General features: G+C 56.4%; 19 protein-coding genes. 5 read left to right on the top strand and 14 right to left on the bottom strand.

Translation table 11 applies throughout. From position 1 onward, the window contains the following. Window positions 1-425 precede the first annotated feature (425 nt). Genes RQH86_RS01860 through RQH86_RS01870 form a run of 3 tightly spaced genes read right to left on the bottom strand, consistent with a single transcriptional unit; the run spans window position 426 to window position 1,915 of the window. Window positions 426-806, bottom strand: a complete 381-nt coding sequence (locus tag RQH86_RS01860; protein WP_311238480.1) for a hypothetical protein — start codon at window positions 804-806, stop codon at window positions 426-428. Continuing rightward, window positions 803-1,117, bottom strand: a complete 315-nt coding sequence (locus RQH86_RS01865; protein ID WP_011036783.1) for a hypothetical protein — start codon at window positions 1,115-1,117, stop codon at window positions 803-805. Before RQH86_RS01865 ends, RQH86_RS01860 begins: the two co-directional genes overlap by 4 nt. Before the next feature lie 45 nt (window positions 1,118-1,162). Beyond that, window positions 1,163-1,915 (bottom strand): hypothetical protein, encoded by a 753-nt coding sequence (locus RQH86_RS01870; protein ID WP_311238479.1) that lies wholly within the window; start codon window positions 1,913-1,915, stop codon window positions 1,163-1,165. Window positions 1,916-2,019: 104 nt separating this feature from the next. On the opposite strand from RQH86_RS01870, the gene RQH86_RS01875 reads away from it, so the two are divergent. Both RQH86_RS01875 and RQH86_RS01880 read left to right on the top strand, forming a co-directional pair. Continuing rightward, window positions 2,020-2,367 carry a helix-turn-helix domain-containing protein gene (locus tag RQH86_RS01875; protein WP_176341067.1) on the top strand — a complete coding sequence of 116 codons (348 nt, stop codon included), beginning with the start codon at window positions 2,020-2,022 and terminating at the stop codon, window positions 2,365-2,367. After that, complete coding sequence (locus RQH86_RS01880) at window positions 2,364-3,233, top strand: DUF2971 domain-containing protein (protein ID WP_311238478.1); 870 nt, start codon at window positions 2,364-2,366, stop codon at window positions 3,231-3,233. The genes RQH86_RS01875 and RQH86_RS01880 overlap by 4 nt, the downstream gene beginning before the upstream one ends. A gap of 63 nt (window positions 3,234-3,296) precedes the next feature. Here the strand turns inward: RQH86_RS01880 and RQH86_RS01885 are convergent, their stop codons facing one another. From RQH86_RS01885 to RQH86_RS01910, 6 genes are all read right to left on the bottom strand, one after another. Then, window positions 3,297-4,565, bottom strand: coding sequence for a three-Cys-motif partner protein TcmP (locus RQH86_RS01885; RefSeq protein WP_311238477.1), 1,269 nt, complete (start codon window positions 4,563-4,565; stop codon window positions 3,297-3,299). Window positions 4,566-4,578: 13 nt separating this feature from the next. Continuing rightward, a complete protein-coding gene (locus RQH86_RS01890; protein ID WP_311238476.1) occupies window positions 4,579-5,322 on the bottom strand; it encodes a phage Gp37/Gp68 family protein in 744 nt (247 codons plus the stop codon). A gap of 277 nt (window positions 5,323-5,599) precedes the next feature. Beyond that, window positions 5,600-6,430, bottom strand: a complete 831-nt coding sequence (tcmP, locus tag RQH86_RS01895) for a three-Cys-motif partner protein TcmP (protein ID WP_311238475.1) — start codon at window positions 6,428-6,430, stop codon at window positions 5,600-5,602. Window positions 6,431-6,553: 123 nt separating this feature from the next. Beyond that, window positions 6,554-7,162, bottom strand: coding sequence for a hypothetical protein (locus RQH86_RS01900; RefSeq protein ID WP_311238474.1), 609 nt, complete (start codon window positions 7,160-7,162; stop codon window positions 6,554-6,556). Between the two features lie 126 nt (window positions 7,163-7,288). Then, window positions 7,289-8,128, bottom strand: a complete 840-nt coding sequence (locus RQH86_RS01905) for a site-specific integrase (RefSeq protein ID WP_311238473.1) — start codon at window positions 8,126-8,128, stop codon at window positions 7,289-7,291. Window positions 8,129-8,309: 181 nt separating this feature from the next. Then, complete coding sequence (locus tag RQH86_RS01910; RefSeq protein WP_311238472.1) at window positions 8,310-9,707, bottom strand: site-specific integrase; 1,398 nt, start codon at window positions 9,705-9,707, stop codon at window positions 8,310-8,312. Between the two features lie 647 nt (window positions 9,708-10,354). Here RQH86_RS01910 and RQH86_RS01915 point away from each other — a divergent pair. Together RQH86_RS01915 and RQH86_RS01920 are read left to right on the top strand one after the other, a co-directional pair. After that, the gene (locus tag RQH86_RS01915; protein ID WP_311238471.1) at window positions 10,355-11,098 is read left to right on the top strand and encodes a hypothetical protein; all 744 of its coding nucleotides are present in this window, start codon (window positions 10,355-10,357) and stop codon (window positions 11,096-11,098) included. 517 nt (window positions 11,099-11,615) lie between these two features. Then, complete coding sequence (locus RQH86_RS01920; RefSeq protein ID WP_055844507.1) at window positions 11,616-11,840, top strand: hypothetical protein; 225 nt, start codon at window positions 11,616-11,618, stop codon at window positions 11,838-11,840. Between the two features lie 41 nt (window positions 11,841-11,881). On the opposite strand, the gene RQH86_RS01925 is transcribed toward RQH86_RS01920, so the two are convergent. The 4 genes from RQH86_RS01925 to RQH86_RS01940 form a co-directional block, all read right to left on the bottom strand. After that, window positions 11,882-12,304: a hypothetical protein gene (locus tag RQH86_RS01925; protein ID WP_311238470.1), complete on the bottom strand. Its 423-nt coding sequence runs from the start codon at window positions 12,302-12,304 to the stop codon at window positions 11,882-11,884. After that, on the bottom strand, window positions 12,304-13,257 hold the full coding sequence (locus RQH86_RS01930; RefSeq protein WP_311238469.1) for a hypothetical protein: 954 nt from the start codon (window positions 13,255-13,257) through the stop codon (window positions 12,304-12,306). Before RQH86_RS01930 ends, RQH86_RS01925 begins: the two co-directional genes overlap by 1 nt. A 35-nt stretch (window positions 13,258-13,292) precedes the next feature. Then, window positions 13,293-13,763, bottom strand: a complete 471-nt coding sequence (locus tag RQH86_RS01935) for a hypothetical protein (protein WP_176342014.1) — start codon at window positions 13,761-13,763, stop codon at window positions 13,293-13,295. A 201-nt stretch (window positions 13,764-13,964) separates the two neighbouring features. Then, entirely contained in the window at window positions 13,965-14,381 is a 417-nt protein-coding gene (locus tag RQH86_RS01940; protein ID WP_311238468.1) for a GNAT family N-acetyltransferase, read from the bottom strand. Between the two features lie 421 nt (window positions 14,382-14,802). Between RQH86_RS01940 and radC the strand changes: the two genes are divergently transcribed. Next, the gene (gene radC, locus RQH86_RS01945; protein WP_311238467.1) at window positions 14,803-15,282 is read left to right on the top strand and encodes a DNA repair protein RadC; all 480 of its coding nucleotides are present in this window, start codon (window positions 14,803-14,805) and stop codon (window positions 15,280-15,282) included. Between the two features lie 101 nt (window positions 15,283-15,383). On the opposite strand, the gene RQH86_RS01950 is transcribed toward radC, so the two are convergent. Beyond that, the gene (locus tag RQH86_RS01950; protein WP_311238466.1) at window positions 15,384-15,800 is read right to left on the bottom strand and encodes a hypothetical protein; all 417 of its coding nucleotides are present in this window, start codon (window positions 15,798-15,800) and stop codon (window positions 15,384-15,386) included. Window positions 15,801-15,923 lie beyond the last annotated feature (123 nt).

The raw sequence follows: 15,923 nt of genomic DNA on the forward strand, positions 1-15,923 counted from the left end.
AGTGGGCCTTCAGATGCGCTGGAGTTGTTGGAATTTGAACAAGGGGTGCCGTGGCAAAATGGTTCTTGGGATCGAATTCAAGTCAAGCTCAAGTCTGATGGGTCCTGCAATCTGACAATTTTGCTGCCTCCTTATGATGGAGACCCCCTGGAATGGGCATTTTCCAGTGGTTTGCCTCTGATTAGGCCTTGCAAGGACGAAAAGTGCGTTGGTGCGGGTGTTGGGGAGCTAAGGTCTCAATTTGAAAAGAGATATCGCGAGCGGCCGCGATCGTAAGATTTCATGGCGGTTTTCTCGACCCAATACTAAGAGGCCCGCAGTGATGCGGGCCTCGCAGTTTCCAGAGCTAATTCCTCTCGGTGACTGGCGTATTAAACGACTCCTCCATGTTTTGAGTTCTGTGCTGTCAGGCAGGAGCGAGACCTTCAGCTGGTCAACTGCAGCCACAACACAAGTAGCACCATGGGAAGGCCACTCATTACCGAGTAGACCCAAAAAGCTCCCATCACGGTCAGTGGCGTCATGACCCACCACTGGGCAGCGGTAAACCCTTGGTCGAGGCGCCGAGCCGCGTAGACCTCCTGGGGGTAGAGCCGCTCGGCTTTCCGCAGGCCCCGTCGAGCCATGAGTGGCCCAACGATGAAGCCGAACGGGCCCAGGAAGAGCAGGGACAGCGAATACCACCAGAAGAACCGGTTGTGCGGAGTAGTCACCTTCTTGGGGGCAGCGCGCATGACGACGTCTTCGCGGAAGCCGCCCACAGCGCCGGCTGAAGTTCCCACCATCGAATCGGGTTGGGTCTTCATTTGGCGTAGGCCCTCCAGGTGCCGTCGCTCTTGGCGTAGCGCAGGTTCTTGCTCACGGGGATGGGCACTTGCCGGCCTCCGATGTCGATCGCCACCTTGCCCCTCGTGTCGCAGCGATAGCCGTCGACGCCCTCCGCCTCAACGCAGCCGGTGAGCTCGAAATTCTGAACGTCGGTGACTTGGCCGGCGCCGCTGTCTTGCAGCAACCGGACAAAGGCCTCTTTGGCATTGTCAGACGAAGGCTTGCCGCCGCAGGCGGTCAGGCCCAGGGCCATGGTCAACGCGACCAGGCCGATCCTTGCGTGTTTCATGTCTGTCCTTTGAGAGCGAGAGGGATTGGGAAGTAGGAGGCCGGGTTACTTGTCGCGGTTCCCGTCGGGCTTGAACCCCGCTATCCACATCCGTGTGTCCTTGAAGGGCGTCAGCAAGCCGCTGGGTCCTGGGTGCAGGTCGGCGGTCTGGATAAAGCCGGCTACCCAAGCGATGCGCAGCGACACGTCCACGGCCCGGTCAGCGACGCCAGGCCGGCTCACATTGACCACGAACGGCTGAGCCGGCGGGTTGGGACCCGTGGACCGCTGAGCCCCCGTGTTGGGCTTGCTGGGCGGCACACGGATGCCGCTGAGCGAGTCCCGGCCTTTCCACAGGGCTGCGCTGTTGAGCTCCGCCGTCTCGCCCAGGTCGTCCGTTTCCGTCACTGCAGCATCGAAGCAGGTGCGGAAGGTCTCGACGCTCGACGCGGAGGGGCCGGTCCAAACCCGTGCCTCTGCGGTCCAGCAGGGCAGCGAAGCCCCCCACTCGGTGAAGGTCAACGCGACTCGGGGCCAGTCCAGGCGGCCTGCCTGGGCCTGCTGGTGGTTATCGCCCTTGAAGAGGTTGGGCAGTTTTCCGGCGCCACTGATGGGCGTGTAAATCGAGCCAGTTCCCTGGCTGCCGGCCTTGGTGCCTGAGTTCGGCTTGATGCCGACCATCTGCTTGCCCGAGTCGGCCAGGCTCTTTCCGAGCTGGCTGAAGAAGCCCGGCTTCTGTTCTTGTGCGTCCTGGGCCTGGGCGACGCCGGCCACGGTCAATGCGAGCAGGGCTGCGCCTGCGATCCTTGCGATGTCCATGAAATCCCCGTGTGTTGTTGGAGGGTGCTACATTTCATGAAGAGTCTGCCATGCAGTGGAGGAGCAAGTCATGCTGTCCGGCCAACTTTTCAACATTCGTTCACGTGCCGAAGGCTTCCCCCCGTGCCCTTTTTGCTGCCCGCCTGAAACAGGCTCGGGAACTGCAAGGCATCCCAAGCCAGCGGGCTTTGGGGGTGCTGATGGGGCTCGATAAGAAGTTGGCCAGTAGCCGGGTCAATCGCTACGAGAACGAGACCAGTGGCATCGATTTGGATGGGCTGGGGAAGCTGGCTGACACCTTAGGGGTGCCAATGGCCTACTTGGTGGCGGAGGATGAGGAGACGGCTCGAGCCATCATGGCACTCGCCAAGATGTCAGCTCGGGAGCGACGTAAAGCGCTGGCACAACTTGAAGCACATATCGGCGATACAGAAGAAGACTTTCGGCGATGATTCCAGAACGATTATTCAAGTATCGAGCGTTTGATTCTTTCTCACTGAAACTTATCTGCGAAAGTGAGTCTTGGTATTCTCGGACAGCTGCGTTCAATGACCCGGTTGAAGAGCTTACCGAGACAATTAACGACATTGATCGCCTGACGATCGAGGCACTTCATCAGAGGCTTTTTCCCGAGGACTCTGTTCAACGGCTTCGGCGCAACCAATGGACTTATGACGAGGATTACAACGACGTTCAAGCGTCTGTCGAGGAGTATGTTGGTGCAGCAAAGAGGGAGATAGATGGCAGGGTTCGCGAGATTTTAGGGAGCCGCGGCATGCTCACGTTGTCTTCTCGCTGGGACAGTCCGTTGATGTGGAGTCATTACGCTGATAGCCATCGCGGATTCTGCATTGAATACGACGCAACGAACCATCGATGCCAACACCTTGCGCCCGTTGACTACGCGAGCGATCGAGGGGTTAAATTATCGGATATCGCTGGATGGAAGCTGCAGAACGATGAGCGGGCGCTAAGGGCAGTTGTTGAGTCAGCTTACTTTCGCAAGTCGCCAGATTGGGCGTATGAGGAAGAATGGCGGGACGTTTCTCGTGGATTTGGTGCAGGATGTGCACCATTTGACATATGTGGAATCACGTTTGGTATGCGTTGTCCCAGGCACGTAATGACAGCGCTCATGCTTGTATTCAGTGGCCACAAGGTTAAGCCAAATTTTTATGAAGCAAGCTTCAAGCCTGGATCCTTCGAGATGAGCCGTAATCTTGTTGATCCTAATGAGGTGGCACACATTCGTCCCTCGGGCGCGATGGTATTCGGAGCTCACGGCCGATATGCGCTTCCGTTCGATGTCGCTGAGTGAGACGCCGCCAATTAGGCCTTCTCAAACTAGTGGTGGTTACTGATCCTAGTCCGCAGAAAATGGTTAGAACGAAAAAAAGCTTTGGTTCGATACTTTGAGAAGGTCGCTACCAGTGATGGTTGTTGCACGTAACCTGCGTGCACCGTCCTTTGAGATTGCAGTCACTTCTTTGTAGTCGATGAGTTTTTCGAGTGCAAGGCGATACTTCTGAGCGTCTGCTGGTGAACTGTTGCAGTGCGCAGCGAAGAGTTCGCCGAACGTGATTCCCCCCGGCTGAGCATGGATTAGAGGCGAGAGCTGATTTACCAGAGCGTCGACGCTGGCTTTGCCAGCGTTCTCATCGAAGCAAAAGCCAAGCTCGTTCTGTCCCGTAAAACGCGAGTCAGCGCTGGCCCTATACCCAAGGGTGCGGAACATGTCCAAGCCAGCATCCCCATAGTGGATGAAGTGGTTATTCTTGCTCCAGTGGACTGTTGTCATGACATCTCGCGCTTTAGGGTGCTGCGAGAGGTGAACTAGCCAATAGTCACCATGGCCGGTAGTCCTGATGAAGAAGACGGTGAAGAACTCGGCGCCGCACTGCTTCACCAGCTCCTTGTAAAAGCAGCTCTGAATATACAGCCGGAAGTCCTTCTCAACGCGCTTAATGTCTTCTAGTGTTCGCCCCTTCAGCACGTCTGGTAGGTCGATCCGCCTCAGGATGCGGCGCGTGGCTTCGTTGTCCGCTGCGAAGTTGATAAAAGCATCGACAGCAAAAGTCAGGATGACTTCCGCAGTCGGAAGAGTGTGAAATATGTTCCTAATTTGAGAAGCAGGGACGTGTGAGTAGCCATACTGGTCGAGAAGGAAAATTGAGCGTCCCTTGATCGGGCTTTTTTTCTTGACGAACTGAATTAGGTTGTTGGCATGCTTGTCGAAAGAGCCATTGATGAGGTGGATGTCCTTGTCGATCCTGAACCCATAGCCGCGCTCCTCAAGCGCGTATTTCAAATGCCTGTGTGCCTTCTTGTCTTTCTCGACGAAGAAGTAATCCAAGTTCCACCGCAAAGGCTTTTGGCGGCCGATGGCTATCAATGCCTCGGCTTCTCTCGATGCCTCTAGAAAGATGAAGGGAGATCCTAAAAAAAGCTCTTTTGTATCCTGGTGCTTGTAGACGCCTCCCCCGGCAAAGCCGTCAATCAAGGTGACACTCAATGCGTCTTGAGCCGGGGTGGTTACCAAGGTCTGCAGATAAGCGACCAGATACTCTCGCAGCACTTCATGCTTGGCGATACTGTGCTGCTGGATCGTTGCCGGAACTCCATCATCCCAAGTGTAAGGAGTGAGCGTCATCGGTGTGGTCTTCCTACATCATTGCGTGCATGGGCATTTCATCCCATGTGCGTCCATTCAAAAGCCGTCCATTTTTAGCCTTGGCACGTCGCTTCCCGTCTGCGCCCCAGCCACCCCATTGTTTGAAGAAGAAAGCCACGTCTTGCTCTGCGCACTGGATACGCACTGCGTCCGCCCATTCTGGTTTCATCGGCCGCGCCTTGGCTCCGGACTCTCCTCCCACAATAACCCAGTGGATGTTCGACAGATCTAGGTCGCCAACATCCTCAAGGAGTGGCTCGACGGATAAGAAGCGAATCTTGGCATCCACCTTACGGAGGTGGTCAATGCGCGGCACACCGTGGCGCCGGTTTTCAACTGACACACCAAGCCAAGCGTTGCTGGGGACAGCGCGAGTCTTGAAGTAGCGCGCCATCCGCGCGGCTCGCTTGGTCAGAATTTGGTAGCTGTGCTGCGGAGTCTGAGAAATCACGTCCATCACCCGATCAATGTATTCGGACGGCACTTTCTCGTGGAACAGATCGGACATGGAGTTCACGAAGTAGATCGTGGCTTTTTTGCGCTTCATGGGGTCGCTCAGGCGCTCTTCGATCAAGCGCAAGGCAAACCCGTTTTCGTAACCAGGCGTTCCCATGGCCTGAAGCCGCCGTGCCATGACTTCGGCATAGCAATGCTTGCAGCCAGCAGAAATCTTCGTGCACCCGACTATGGGGTTCCACGTCTGCTCGGTCCACTCAATTCGGGAAGACGTCGTCATAGCAGTGCTCTCAGGACTTCAGGTGATGCGGGCGGCCCAAGTGGAATCGCCTTTTCGCTGAGAAGTGTAGCCGGCTTACCTGTAGGCTAAAAGATACAAGCACAGGTGCGCGTCCACCCAGCCTGTGGACGAAAGTGCAGCGACGACTGGCCAGCCCTGCCAAACACAGCGCACGGACGCTAAGCAGAGCGGCAGCTGCCCACACGAGTGTCCGTTCCCTGCCACCTGTCTGCCGAGCTCTTGCGGGTAGCCGCTGCATGCGTCCCCGTGGGGCGTGTTAGAAGGGCAGGCGATGCTGTGGTGTCACATTGCTCACCTCGCCCCAGAACCGACGACCCAGCTCGTTCTTTGAGGCCAAGACTAGCCAATACAGTGGTTGGTTCTTTTTGCCCGATACGAGTTCCAGCCGGTCGCTTACATCCTCGTAGCCGAGTTGACGAATCAGGTTGCACCAATGGCGAACCACGGCCCGCACTACCAAGTCGTTTCTCTCTGCGGGGTTGACGTGTTCGCGCCATCCAGGTGCGAACAGTTCAAGGGCACCGCTAGACATCAACTGCTTTACATTTCTAGTGAGATCCATAGCACTCAGATGGATCAGCAAATCCATGCGGTTCATCTGAGCCAGAGTTTTTAGAACTTCGAAGGGAAGTGATTGCACGTTGTAAGGGTCGAGAAACGCGAAGTGCAACCCTGTGCGTGAGAGCTTGGACACGACAGATTTCGCAGTGTCTTCCGCTCGCCCGACTAGGTGATTCACTGGGCCGAATCCACTGACTTCCATACGATGCCTGCATGCCTGGACATTGGCCTCGTCAAGGTCGGCGATATGGATGGATCCAAAGGGCACGCTGCGTGCTGCATCAACGGCAGCCAGCGCCCCGCCAGGAATAAAGGTTGTGGTGTCCTTGATCTTCGCGCGACCAGGCCCGCAATACAAATCAATGTAGGTGGAATTCTTGTCGAATTTTCTGCGTGCGGCGCGACTGATATCGACGTAGTGACGCAAGCGTGCATGCTTTTCTTGTGCCCAGGCTCCAACAACTTCAGCCTTTAATCCGTCGTGCGGGTCAATTTCGTAACGCTCTTCCGTGCGCTTTGTCGGCATTTTTCCCCCTTGTGGCCCTGAGCATGAAGCCTTACTTTTGAAATCCTAACGCTGCTGCTTGTCTAGTGCTAGAAGCGTCTTGCAGACCAGGCTGGGTCAAGACAAAATTCAAGCGGCCGCAGCTTATGCAGCATTGAGCGAGTAGCCGGTCCACATCGAGCCGGTCACGATGAGCGAGCCGCCTTCCGGGACCTCGGTTTCGGTCATGCTCAGCTCTTCTTGCACCAATCGCTGGCCCTTGTATGTGAACTGCGAAATCACTGCCACATACATGCTGGTGCGGAGATCTTCCAGGAATAGGCCCCCTGGCCAGATGACCTGCGCCTCATAGATCGCATCGCCACCACGGTAGATCGTGGTTTCAGCGCCAATGCTGAAGTTATTGATGACACGAACTTCGTTGAGGACTAGATCGTCGGGGCTATGGTTGATCACAGCGCCATTCGCGCGGCGGTCCTGTGACACCTCGCCGTCGATCGAAAACGAAGCCGAGTTCTCCGAAAAGCTCACCGGCCTGGTCGACGTGTCCAGATTGCTCGGGTTCGTGGGATCGTTGGAGTAGCGGGCCTGCACGCTGAAGTCAGGCGGGATGTCTACTATCGAGCTGCCGCCCGGTGGCGGTGCAACGACTTGCCAAGCAATGGTTGCCAGAGTGGGGTTCCTGATGGGCTTCTGAAACAGCGCGAGGCGAACGGTCTCGTTGGTCTGGTTGATCAGTGTGATTTTCGACATGCATCAAACTCCTTTTGGTCGCAGGGAGAAATCCTATGGTGACCATTAGTGCAAAACGAATTGGGTAGCACAAGCTAGGGTTCCGCTCTTTTGCGACCTGCTTCGCTTTTTCTGAGGCTGGAAGAGTCACCTGTAACCGGCAGCCCCATGCGTGCGCACAAGCACCTGGTCGCCCATAAAGCGTGGCAAGGTCAGCCCACCACAGGAGATCTTATTCAGCGATTTTTCTAGGCTCCTCATCCGACAACTTGGGTAAAAGAACCACGTAAAAGCCGGGAAGTGGCGCTCTGACGCTCGGGCCAACTCCCTTTTATCAGCCCAGCTGATGTCAGCATCCATCAAGCGCTCCCCGAAGGTCTGGCGTAGCGCTGAGAATCCGCTTTTTTTGATGCCATGAGAGCGCAAGTATCGAGCGAACTTGCTCCTAAGCCATGCGGCTGTGTCGGCTGTTCGCTCCCTCTGGCTGGTGGGAAAGAGTTCCCGCCTGTCCTTGCTTTTGATGGCTGCGACGTAGTCCGGAAACCCGGCATCAAGCAACACTTTCGGCACCGGAATTGACCCTGTGCTATGCCTCTGTCGAGTTCGGTATTTGGAGGCAGTGGCGCTTTCCGATTCCGGCGCAGCTCGATTCTTGAGCACGATGCACATCAGCCCGGCGGGTTCGATGATGTCGTCGATAGACAGCTCAGCCGCCTCCGATGCCCGGACACCCATGTAGAGTCCGAGCAAGGGGGCCCAAAAAAGCAGCGGTTCGTTGGCTGCCCATTGATCGTAGGCCGGAGATGCGAAAATCGTCGCTAGGTCGCTCTCAGCAAGACGCTGCGGGCGTTGGCGGTGAGATTCGGCATTCATAACAAATGCGGTGCTTGCGGTGCTGCGAAGTGTTCGAAAGTTTACTTTGCCAGGTCGGCGTTGATTGAGGAGAGAGGACAGATGTTCGGCAGTAGGCGTGCTGGTGATGCTCATGATTGAATTCCGAAAGGGTGGGGAAGGAAGGGTGGAGAAGGGCGTTGAGGTTTGAGCCGGCTGCGTCAGTCGTTTGGCCTACGTCTTCAGTTGCCCAACAACGGGGGTCGAAGCAGGCGACATAGCGGTGGCGACAGCACCGCAACAAGGTTGCAAAACCGGACATCAGGGCAGGGCACGGTCAGGGGTAAAACTTTTGCTTGTCCCGCAACCGCTCCTTGAACTGCCCTCGCTCGTATTTCGGAAGCACCACCGGCGGGTTGAACCGTTGCAGCGCCGCCACTTGGCGGGCCCGCTCTTCGGGGTTCTCTGTGGTTTGATAGAGGTTCAACACAGGGAAGCGGTTGTTCTCGGAGTGCCCCGTAATCGTAGCCACGTCCTCCTGCGGAACCCGGGCATGCTTGAGCTTGGTGGAAAGTGTGTGGCGGAAGGCATGGAAACCAAGCCCTTTTCCAAAGCCTAGCTTCTTGAGGTAGGCGCTGAACTGGATGACCAAGCCTTGACTGTAGCGGGCATTGGTTTCCCCCGACGCCTCGCAGACACCCGCAGAGAGATGGGGAAACAGCCGCGGATGGCCACATGCTTTGATGTCCTTGATGAAGTCGAGAAAGCCGGCATCGAGCACCGCCTGATGGATGGGAATCCGCCGGAGGGCGGAGGCTCCTTTCACTGTCTGGCGTGTCTGGAAGTGTTCGTTGCCTGCCAAGTCATCGTCGACCGTGAGCTGGATAGCGATACACCAGGTCCCGTTCTCGTTCACGATGTCGTGGACCTTGAGTTGCGCGATTTCGTTGACGCGAGCGCCGCTGTAAAGGGCCAAGATGGGACACCACCAGCGATGGGGCCATTTCTTTGCCCAAGCGACGAACGCGTCGGGGTCGAAGATCTTCTGAAGTTCTGCTTCCTCCAGGAATCGCTCAGCTTTCTTGCCACGGTTTGGGTCGGTCACCAAGTTCTTCTTGATCTTCCCCATCGCCGTCATGGGGTTTCCAGGAATAGCGCGGGTAGCCACCAAGCGTCGGAAGAAGTTGGTCAGGCAAAGGTTGTGCTTCTTGAGAGTGGCGTGGGACACGCCTTGAACCCCGTTGGCTTGGCCCAGCGCAATCACTTGGTCGACCGTCATCGCGCGCAGTTTGGGATCCTGCAGCAAAGCGGAGGGTGCCCATCGCAAGAGGTCCCACAGGCGCTCAACGTGGGTGTGGTCAATACGGGAAACGGGGATGTCACCGCACGTCAGCAGCAGCAGGTTTAAGGTCCGGGCATAGTCCTTGACGGTGGCGGATTTCAAGTAACGGCGGCGCTGGTGCAATGAGAAGTCTTCGATCTCGATAGACAGGAGGCGACCAGGGCTGCCGGGCGGCAGCAGCTCGGCGTATCGCGTGCCGTGCTTGCCACTCCGGATGCGAGCAGTCTTGCTTAAAACCGTATTGATAAGGTCCTGGGCATTGAACGCGCCCTCACGGTTGGTGATTGTGATCTTTTCAAACTTTACTCGGCCAATCTTGATCCCTTCCAAGACAAGGCCGCCGTTGGGTGTGTCGATGTAACCACTGATGATGTCGTTAAGCGGATGATTCATTGCGTTGCTTCCATTGTTTACAATGGAAGTACGGATACAACGATCCGCCCAAACGTCAATCAAAATTGAACGGCTTTTTATTTCCTCATGCAAACTCCGGGGGCGACTAAGTAAAGTCCTTCCTAGGCCGGAAGATCCGATCTATTTCGTTTGAAGAAAACTATGCGCAGCAAGGGTTTTCAAGGGTCAAGTGCTCGCGACTTATTAGTCATAAGCATACTGTTTAATTTTTATGGGCGAGCCAGAGGGGCTTGTTTGTTAGCTTATAATATGTACCATTCTTAAATTCCCGGAAATATTTGTTAGTATTATTTTGAGATACTGAGTGTGATTAAGGAAATTGACTAACATGGGTCGCTTCGTAGGCGTGGCATTGGACTACCTCCGAGCGGACCGCGCGCTGTTCGTCAACAGCCAGTGCTGCATCCAGCTCAACGAAGGTGCCAACCCGGACACGAGCGGTCCGCACTGCTATTGCTAGGTAACGGCATGCCGTGCGGGGAACTGGCTTTGAAATTTCTGCTAAAGGTCTCGGTCCCAAAGGCGATTCATGGTCATCATATACGTGCGCCATGGCTGCCAATGGCAGCGTGTGAGAAACGGCGTAATTGGTCATTCCATGCTGTTTAATTCGGTAAGAGGCGCCAATGTCTAATGAAGGTAAACGTCTGAACCACATCTTTCGCGTCGCTTTAGTCCTAGCGAGTTGTATAACGCCGCCTATCGCTCAGGCAGCTCCGGCTGATGGCATTCCAGCCGGTGATTGGCGCGGAATTCTGCCCGCTAACGGGGCTGCGGGCCCGGTTTATGTCCGCTTGAGTGAGCGCGGTACAGGTGCTGGTGGCCCGCAGACCGCGGACTTGCGGTTTGGGCCTCCCTTCAACTGCTCTCTGGAGTTGCGGGCGCAGAACGATGGTTACGCAATGCTGTCGCGCAATGGTGGCAAGTTCTGTGATGCGCAGACTGGTAGACAGGCTCAGCTTCGGGTGATGGATGAGACAGCAGAGAGCATAGAGCTCACACTGCTGGGACATGAGCAGCCTTTGGTCGTCACCCTTGACCAGAAAAGGGAAGGGGTGGCTGAAGCCGGTCGCTGGCGAGGTGCGGGCCTTATCGCCGCACAGTTAGAGATTGTTGCGACCAGCGTCCGGCCTGGGGATGTGCTTGGTCGCCTGCGCTATGGCGCTCCCAGGGATTGTCAAGTCGAGTTGCGATACGCCGGCCGCGTCGATGGTGCGTTGACCACATGGATCGGCGCTAATGACCGCGGATATTGCCGTCAGCTCAGCGACGGCCAAGCCGCCATGCAGATTCGTCCGGATGGCAGCGCGGCGCTTTCGATGTTCGTCAAGGGTCAACGCGACACGCTGCTTTTTGAACGTGTGCCTTGATGCGCGCTAGGTATCGCTACGCACACTACCGCGCCAGCAATCACGTTCCTTGAGGATGCTGTGCCCTGGCGCTACCGGGCTTTGAATCGGAGTGCCTACGAAGACCCGGCCGAACAATGAGTCGCTCGGCCTCGGCCAAGCCGGGTTTCAATTGCGTAGGTGACAAGTGACGCGCGGCTCAGAACTTCCTGACAGCCTAAGGGGTGTGAGACCTATGGTTTCAGCAATGCCACAGGAGCAATCTGATGCTGCCGGACGCGGGACCGATGGTCGCTCACCCCGCGCGACGCTTGAGCAGCGTCGTGCCGGCAACCCACAAGGAGTTCGATCGTTGGCTGCGCCCAAGTAGGTTGGAGGCATAGCCGCCCTACGTGCTACCTCCGATTAAAGCCAGGCGCCGGTAGGTGCGAGGCATCTAGTTAGCCCGCACGCTGTCAGCGCACGATCGTGGCGCTTCTGCCGTATCAGGGTGAGGGCGCGTCTCAGGTGATGCGACCGCACTGCCGATACTTAGCTCATGGACCGAGCCGAGCTACGCCTTCACCTCGAACGCCTGGATGCAGCCGTGCCGACATTGCGGGCGTCGAGTCCTGATCGCCGCCACTTTCGGCGAGCTTTTACAGTCATGGCCGCCGCCATCGAGAGCAAAGCAGCGACGAGCGAGGACGCCCAATTCGTTGGCCGTCGGGCCGAGGAAATTTTGTCCTGGCACGGGCTCACCAGCACTGACGAACCAAGCTAGAAGCGCAAATGGCCAAGGCGCTGCAAGCTGAACACGCTTGGCTACCGCCCGCCCTGAAACTTGAACGTGAAACGAGCGGCAGATGCTGGGACGGCCTCCCCACTGCGGGGCACGGGTGTGGCGTCCACCAGCGTCAACATGCCATCGGCCACGGGAACCGGGATACCCAGCGTTAGATCGACCTGCTTGGACCAGCCGCCGCCCATCACGGTCGTCCTGACGATCAACCGGCCTGCCACGACGCATTGAACGTCGGCCGGGCAACGGCTGTCCTCAATCACTTGGTCGGGACGCACCTTTGGCCCGTCGACCGCCGCAATCTCGCCCAGACGCACGGGGCCTTCGATGGGCGGACTAGTGACGGTAGCAGCAGCCGTGCACCCTGCAAGCGAGATGACCAGGAGCGTTGCAAACACGAGAGTGCGGAAGGGGCGCATATGTTCCATGGCTGAGGTCTGCTGCATCAGTTTGGTCGTGGAGGCGTCCAGGCTGGTGAGTCAGGTTCCGCAGACAATGAATCGACTATCTCTGATATTGGCCCGCCTCTTAGGTCAAGCTTCAGCGGCTCAAGTGATAAGTCTTTTTCTAGTCTGGGACCATGCTTGCCTGTTGCGTCGCCAACCAACACTGGAACAAGTGGAAGTAAGTTAGGCAGCTCGTCGATCACGGTCTGCGCAGCGGCGAACTCTAACCAGTGCTGGCCGTCCGCTCCAGAACCCTTGATGACGATTTCTTCCAGTGAAACGCAGTTTTTGTCAAGAAAAACCTTGGTTTTGCTTCGAATGCAGAGAAGCTCTTTCAAATAGGCTTGGCTAAGGTGACGCAACGAGATGCATCTAACCCCGGTTCCCGTATAGATCAAATAGTGAACCCAATCAAGTTCATTGAGATCGGCACTATCGATCAATTCCTGCTCTTTCAAAGAGCTTGCTACGATTGGCTTCAGCTTTCTTATACACTGGCTCGAGGGATCCGCCAGTTTCTCTAAGCGCTTGGCAGTTTCAGCCAAGACTACCATCTGAGCACGGCGGGGAGTGGAACCCTCGTCCGTCGGCTTTTGTGGGATCCGATTCGCGTCAAAAATCCATTTGTCGCCCTGCAGCTCGCCCCGCTTTGCTTGAAAGATTGCGAGTCGGGCACCACCATTTTCCAGAAGCGTAAGCAGGGCGAAATCGGCTCCACTCCCTGCTTCGGTCGTTTTGCTCACCTTAGATCGATACTTGCCATATGAGCCCCACCAACACTGGGTATGGGGGATATCCAAATGAGCAGTGAAAAGTGCCAGCAACGTATTCGAAGCCAATAAAGAGCCCAGCAGGGTGCCTGTGAGCGTCTCTTCGTATTCTTCTTCGGATGCGCTCATGGTCGAAATGAGCGCTGTCGTCAACTGTAAAGAAGCATCAAGGATTCCAGGCATTGCGTTCTCCACAAAGGAAGAACTGAGTATGCGACTTACGCTGCTTTGATGCTATCAGATGAGATCAGTTGATTGATCGCTAACCATAGCGGTAGCAGCTGATCCTCTTCCATGATCAGAAGCGCAATACGCTTCTTCCAATCGTTGGGTAGCCTGTCAGTGCTGCCGCCAGGAGATTTGCGGAGCACTTTGACTATGTCTTCCGAAGCATTTCCTTGAAGCCATTGTTTGAGTTCGGATGCTATGACTAGCTTTCCTGCTTCATCGGCTTTGTTAATTTTCTCCTTGAAATGGTTCGCTATATAATCTTCACGGATTCGCTCCGCTGCGTAGTCCATCCACTCAGCCCATAGCAGAAGCATTGTTGGAAACGTGCGGCCATCTAATGGCAATCCGTCACCAGATATCTTCCACACATTTCCTTTGTGCCCTTTTGGGGATTGCTCCACGACGTAGCCTAATGATGAAAAGTATTTGAGTGTGTAAGGCTTGGAAGGCGGGCGCATGGGATTCTCCTGCGCTGACAATAGTGCGGAATCAAAGGATGTCAATTCATTGCGGGTAGGGTTCCCTTGGCAAGTCAGGAGGCACGTGCAGCGCCCTGTCCTTGGCATTCATTCTGATTGCCAAGGTGGCCACGACACCGGGTCTTTTTTACATTCGTGAAAGCCTGGGCATCAGCAATGCCCGAACTTCAAAATACATGATCACGCAGGACTGCTCAGATCGATGACCATGTCCCACCGGTCCAAGCCTGCACCATAGCCATCTCGCACAACGTGCTGCGCGACAAACCCGAAGCGGGCATAAAACGCCTGAGTGTGTTGGCTGGTGTCCAACACGACTCGCTGGATGTTCGGCGTCAGGCGCACGGCTTCGAGCCGAGCCAAGAGCAACTCCGTTCCCAGGCCTTGGCGATGCAAGCTCGGATGGACCATGCCCCAGCAAAGGCTTGCTGTCGTGCCATCCGTGCTGATGGAGTAGCCCGCGCAGGCAACCACCTCACCTGCACGCTCAATGACGCAATAGTGCCAGGCAGCAGCGTGTTGCGTTAGAAATCGCACGAACTCGGGTCGTTCCTCAGCGCTAAAAAACGCCGGAACGTTACCATCGAAGACAGCCATGCATGCGTCGAAATCGTAAGGGCGGTAGGGTCGAATCGTATCCATGCGCTCAGTTTGCCTCAGAGACGTAAGCGCACTGCAAGAGCCAATGCGTGGAAGGCAAAGTCCGGGCCAAGCGCACGATGCTTTGATCCACCAATCTAATGTCCGATAACACTGCTGCCGTCCTCTCCACTCAGGTAGGCATTCGCCAGCTGGGATGGGTCTCAACGTTCTTCATCTCCACCAGCGCTGGGCCTCTGAAAGGGACCTTAGCTTCGCTGTCCCGACCGCAAGGCAGGCCTCCTTCTCGGCGCTGGCGCTTTGTTGCGGCCCTTCGCTGTGCGCCGCTTGCGCGGTGCTCGCTCTCGGGTGCGGTAGGACCGGACGCTTCGCCTGTCGGTTCCCACGAGGCGCACAACGCGCTGGTGGAGAAGAACCGATGAAGCGCACCCAAGACCTGAAGGCTCAATACCAACTCCAGATGGACGAAGAGGGGATTCTGCTCGCCGCCGCGACCATCCTGGAGCAGCGCCTTCAACGCCAAGGCCGCATCCACAGCCCCGACCAAGCCGGTGATTACTTGGTTGCCCGCTGCGCACATCTGAGTCACGAAATTTTCGGCGTCGTCTTCCTCGACACCAAGCATCACATCCTGGCAACCGAACATCTCTTCTTTGGCACGGTCGACGGCTGCGAGATTCATCCCCGAGTCGTCGCACAGCGCGCTCTTGAGCTCAACGCGGTGGCTGTCATCCTCTTCCACAACCATCCGAGCGGCAATCCAGAGCCGAGCGAAGCGGACCGCAAGGTCACCCAGCGCCTGCAGGAAGCCTTGGGCCTCCTGGACATCCGAGTGCTGGACCACTTGGTCATCGGTGGCCAGAAGAGCGTCAGCCTGGCGGCAAGGGGGTGGGCATAGCCCGCCCCTCATACCTGTCCCTAGAAGCAGACGACAGCGGCAGTCCCGTGCTGCCGCCCTCAAGGTTCACATCCACCAAGCCACGGCTCCTCTTAAGAGCCTTATTTCTTGCTCGGAATAAGGGCCACAACAAGCTTGGTCCCTTTGGGTAGTTCCGCGCGCAGTTGCGCTTCCATGACTCCATCTTTCAAGTCGAACCAAGGGTCCATGTAGCCGCCTGGAACCTTGAGCAGGTAGTGATAGCTCGCGTATCTGACCCGGCTGTGGATACACACGATGGTGCCGCTGGGCAGCTTCGCGGGAGGATTCCAGTCGGCAACAACCTTTACATCTTTCTTGTAGAGAGCATTGGCGATTTCATCGATCTCAAAGCCTTTTGGCTTATCGTTTATGCCTGCCGACTTTTCTTTCTCTAGCAAGCGCTTTGCCCGCTGGTATGGGATGTCCAAGATCGATGCCACGCAGGCAGCCGCACAACCCCATTCGTCATCCTGCGATACAAGTTCGTATTTCCGCATGCGTCCTATGCTTTTCTGAGGTTGCTGCATTGTATGGCTATCCATACAGCTGGAAACGGCCGCGCTCAGCTGTCCATGGCGAAGGGTAGGGCGGTAGACTCTTGGGCAGAGCAATGGGTTGAC

Origin of the sequence: Xanthomonas sp. WCS2018Noco2-27, assembly GCF_031843525.1 — a bacterium.
Taxonomy (GTDB): Bacteria; Pseudomonadota; Gammaproteobacteria; order Xanthomonadales; family Xanthomonadaceae; genus Xanthomonas.

What these genes read in the sequence shown, in the direction of transcription:
- RQH86_RS01880 (WP_311238478.1), top strand. Translation starts at nt 2,364, where the DNA reads ATGATTCCAGAACGATTATTCAAGTATCGAGCGTTTGATTCTTTCTCA.
- RQH86_RS01865 (WP_011036783.1), bottom strand. Translation starts at nt 1,117, where the DNA reads ATGAAACACGCAAGGATCGGCCTGGTCGCGTTGACCATGGCCCTGGGC.
- RQH86_RS01900 (WP_311238474.1), bottom strand. Translation starts at nt 7,162, where the DNA reads ATGTCGAAAATCACACTGATCAACCAGACCAACGAGACCGTTCGCCTC.
- RQH86_RS01905 (WP_311238473.1), bottom strand. Translation starts at nt 8,128, where the DNA reads ATGAGCATCACCAGCACGCCTACTGCCGAACATCTGTCCTCTCTCCTC.
- RQH86_RS01910 (WP_311238472.1), bottom strand. Translation starts at nt 9,707, where the DNA reads ATGAATCATCCGCTTAACGACATCATCAGTGGTTACATCGACACACCC.
- tcmP (WP_311238475.1), bottom strand. Translation starts at nt 6,430, where the DNA reads ATGCCGACAAAGCGCACGGAAGAGCGTTACGAAATTGACCCGCACGAC.
- RQH86_RS01915 (WP_311238471.1), top strand. Translation starts at nt 10,355, where the DNA reads ATGTCTAATGAAGGTAAACGTCTGAACCACATCTTTCGCGTCGCTTTA.
- RQH86_RS01860 (WP_311238480.1), bottom strand. Translation starts at nt 806, where the DNA reads ATGAAGACCCAACCCGATTCGATGGTGGGAACTTCAGCCGGCGCTGTG.
- RQH86_RS01870 (WP_311238479.1), bottom strand. Translation starts at nt 1,915, where the DNA reads ATGGACATCGCAAGGATCGCAGGCGCAGCCCTGCTCGCATTGACCGTG.
- RQH86_RS01890 (WP_311238476.1), bottom strand. Translation starts at nt 5,322, where the DNA reads ATGACGACGTCTTCCCGAATTGAGTGGACCGAGCAGACGTGGAACCCC.
- RQH86_RS01935 (WP_176342014.1), bottom strand. Translation starts at nt 13,763, where the DNA reads ATGCGCCCGCCTTCCAAGCCTTACACACTCAAATACTTTTCATCATTA.
- RQH86_RS01930 (WP_311238469.1), bottom strand. Translation starts at nt 13,257, where the DNA reads ATGCCTGGAATCCTTGATGCTTCTTTACAGTTGACGACAGCGCTCATT.
- RQH86_RS01920 (WP_055844507.1), top strand. Translation starts at nt 11,616, where the DNA reads ATGGACCGAGCCGAGCTACGCCTTCACCTCGAACGCCTGGATGCAGCC.
- RQH86_RS01940 (WP_311238468.1), bottom strand. Translation starts at nt 14,381, where the DNA reads ATGGCTGTCTTCGATGGTAACGTTCCGGCGTTTTTTAGCGCTGAGGAA.
- RQH86_RS01925 (WP_311238470.1), bottom strand. Translation starts at nt 12,304, where the DNA reads ATGCAGCAGACCTCAGCCATGGAACATATGCGCCCCTTCCGCACTCTC.
- RQH86_RS01885 (WP_311238477.1), bottom strand. Translation starts at nt 4,565, where the DNA reads ATGACGCTCACTCCTTACACTTGGGATGATGGAGTTCCGGCAACGATC.
- RQH86_RS01950 (WP_311238466.1), bottom strand. Translation starts at nt 15,800, where the DNA reads ATGCGGAAATACGAACTTGTATCGCAGGATGACGAATGGGGTTGTGCG.
- radC (WP_311238467.1), top strand. Translation starts at nt 14,803, where the DNA reads ATGAAGCGCACCCAAGACCTGAAGGCTCAATACCAACTCCAGATGGAC.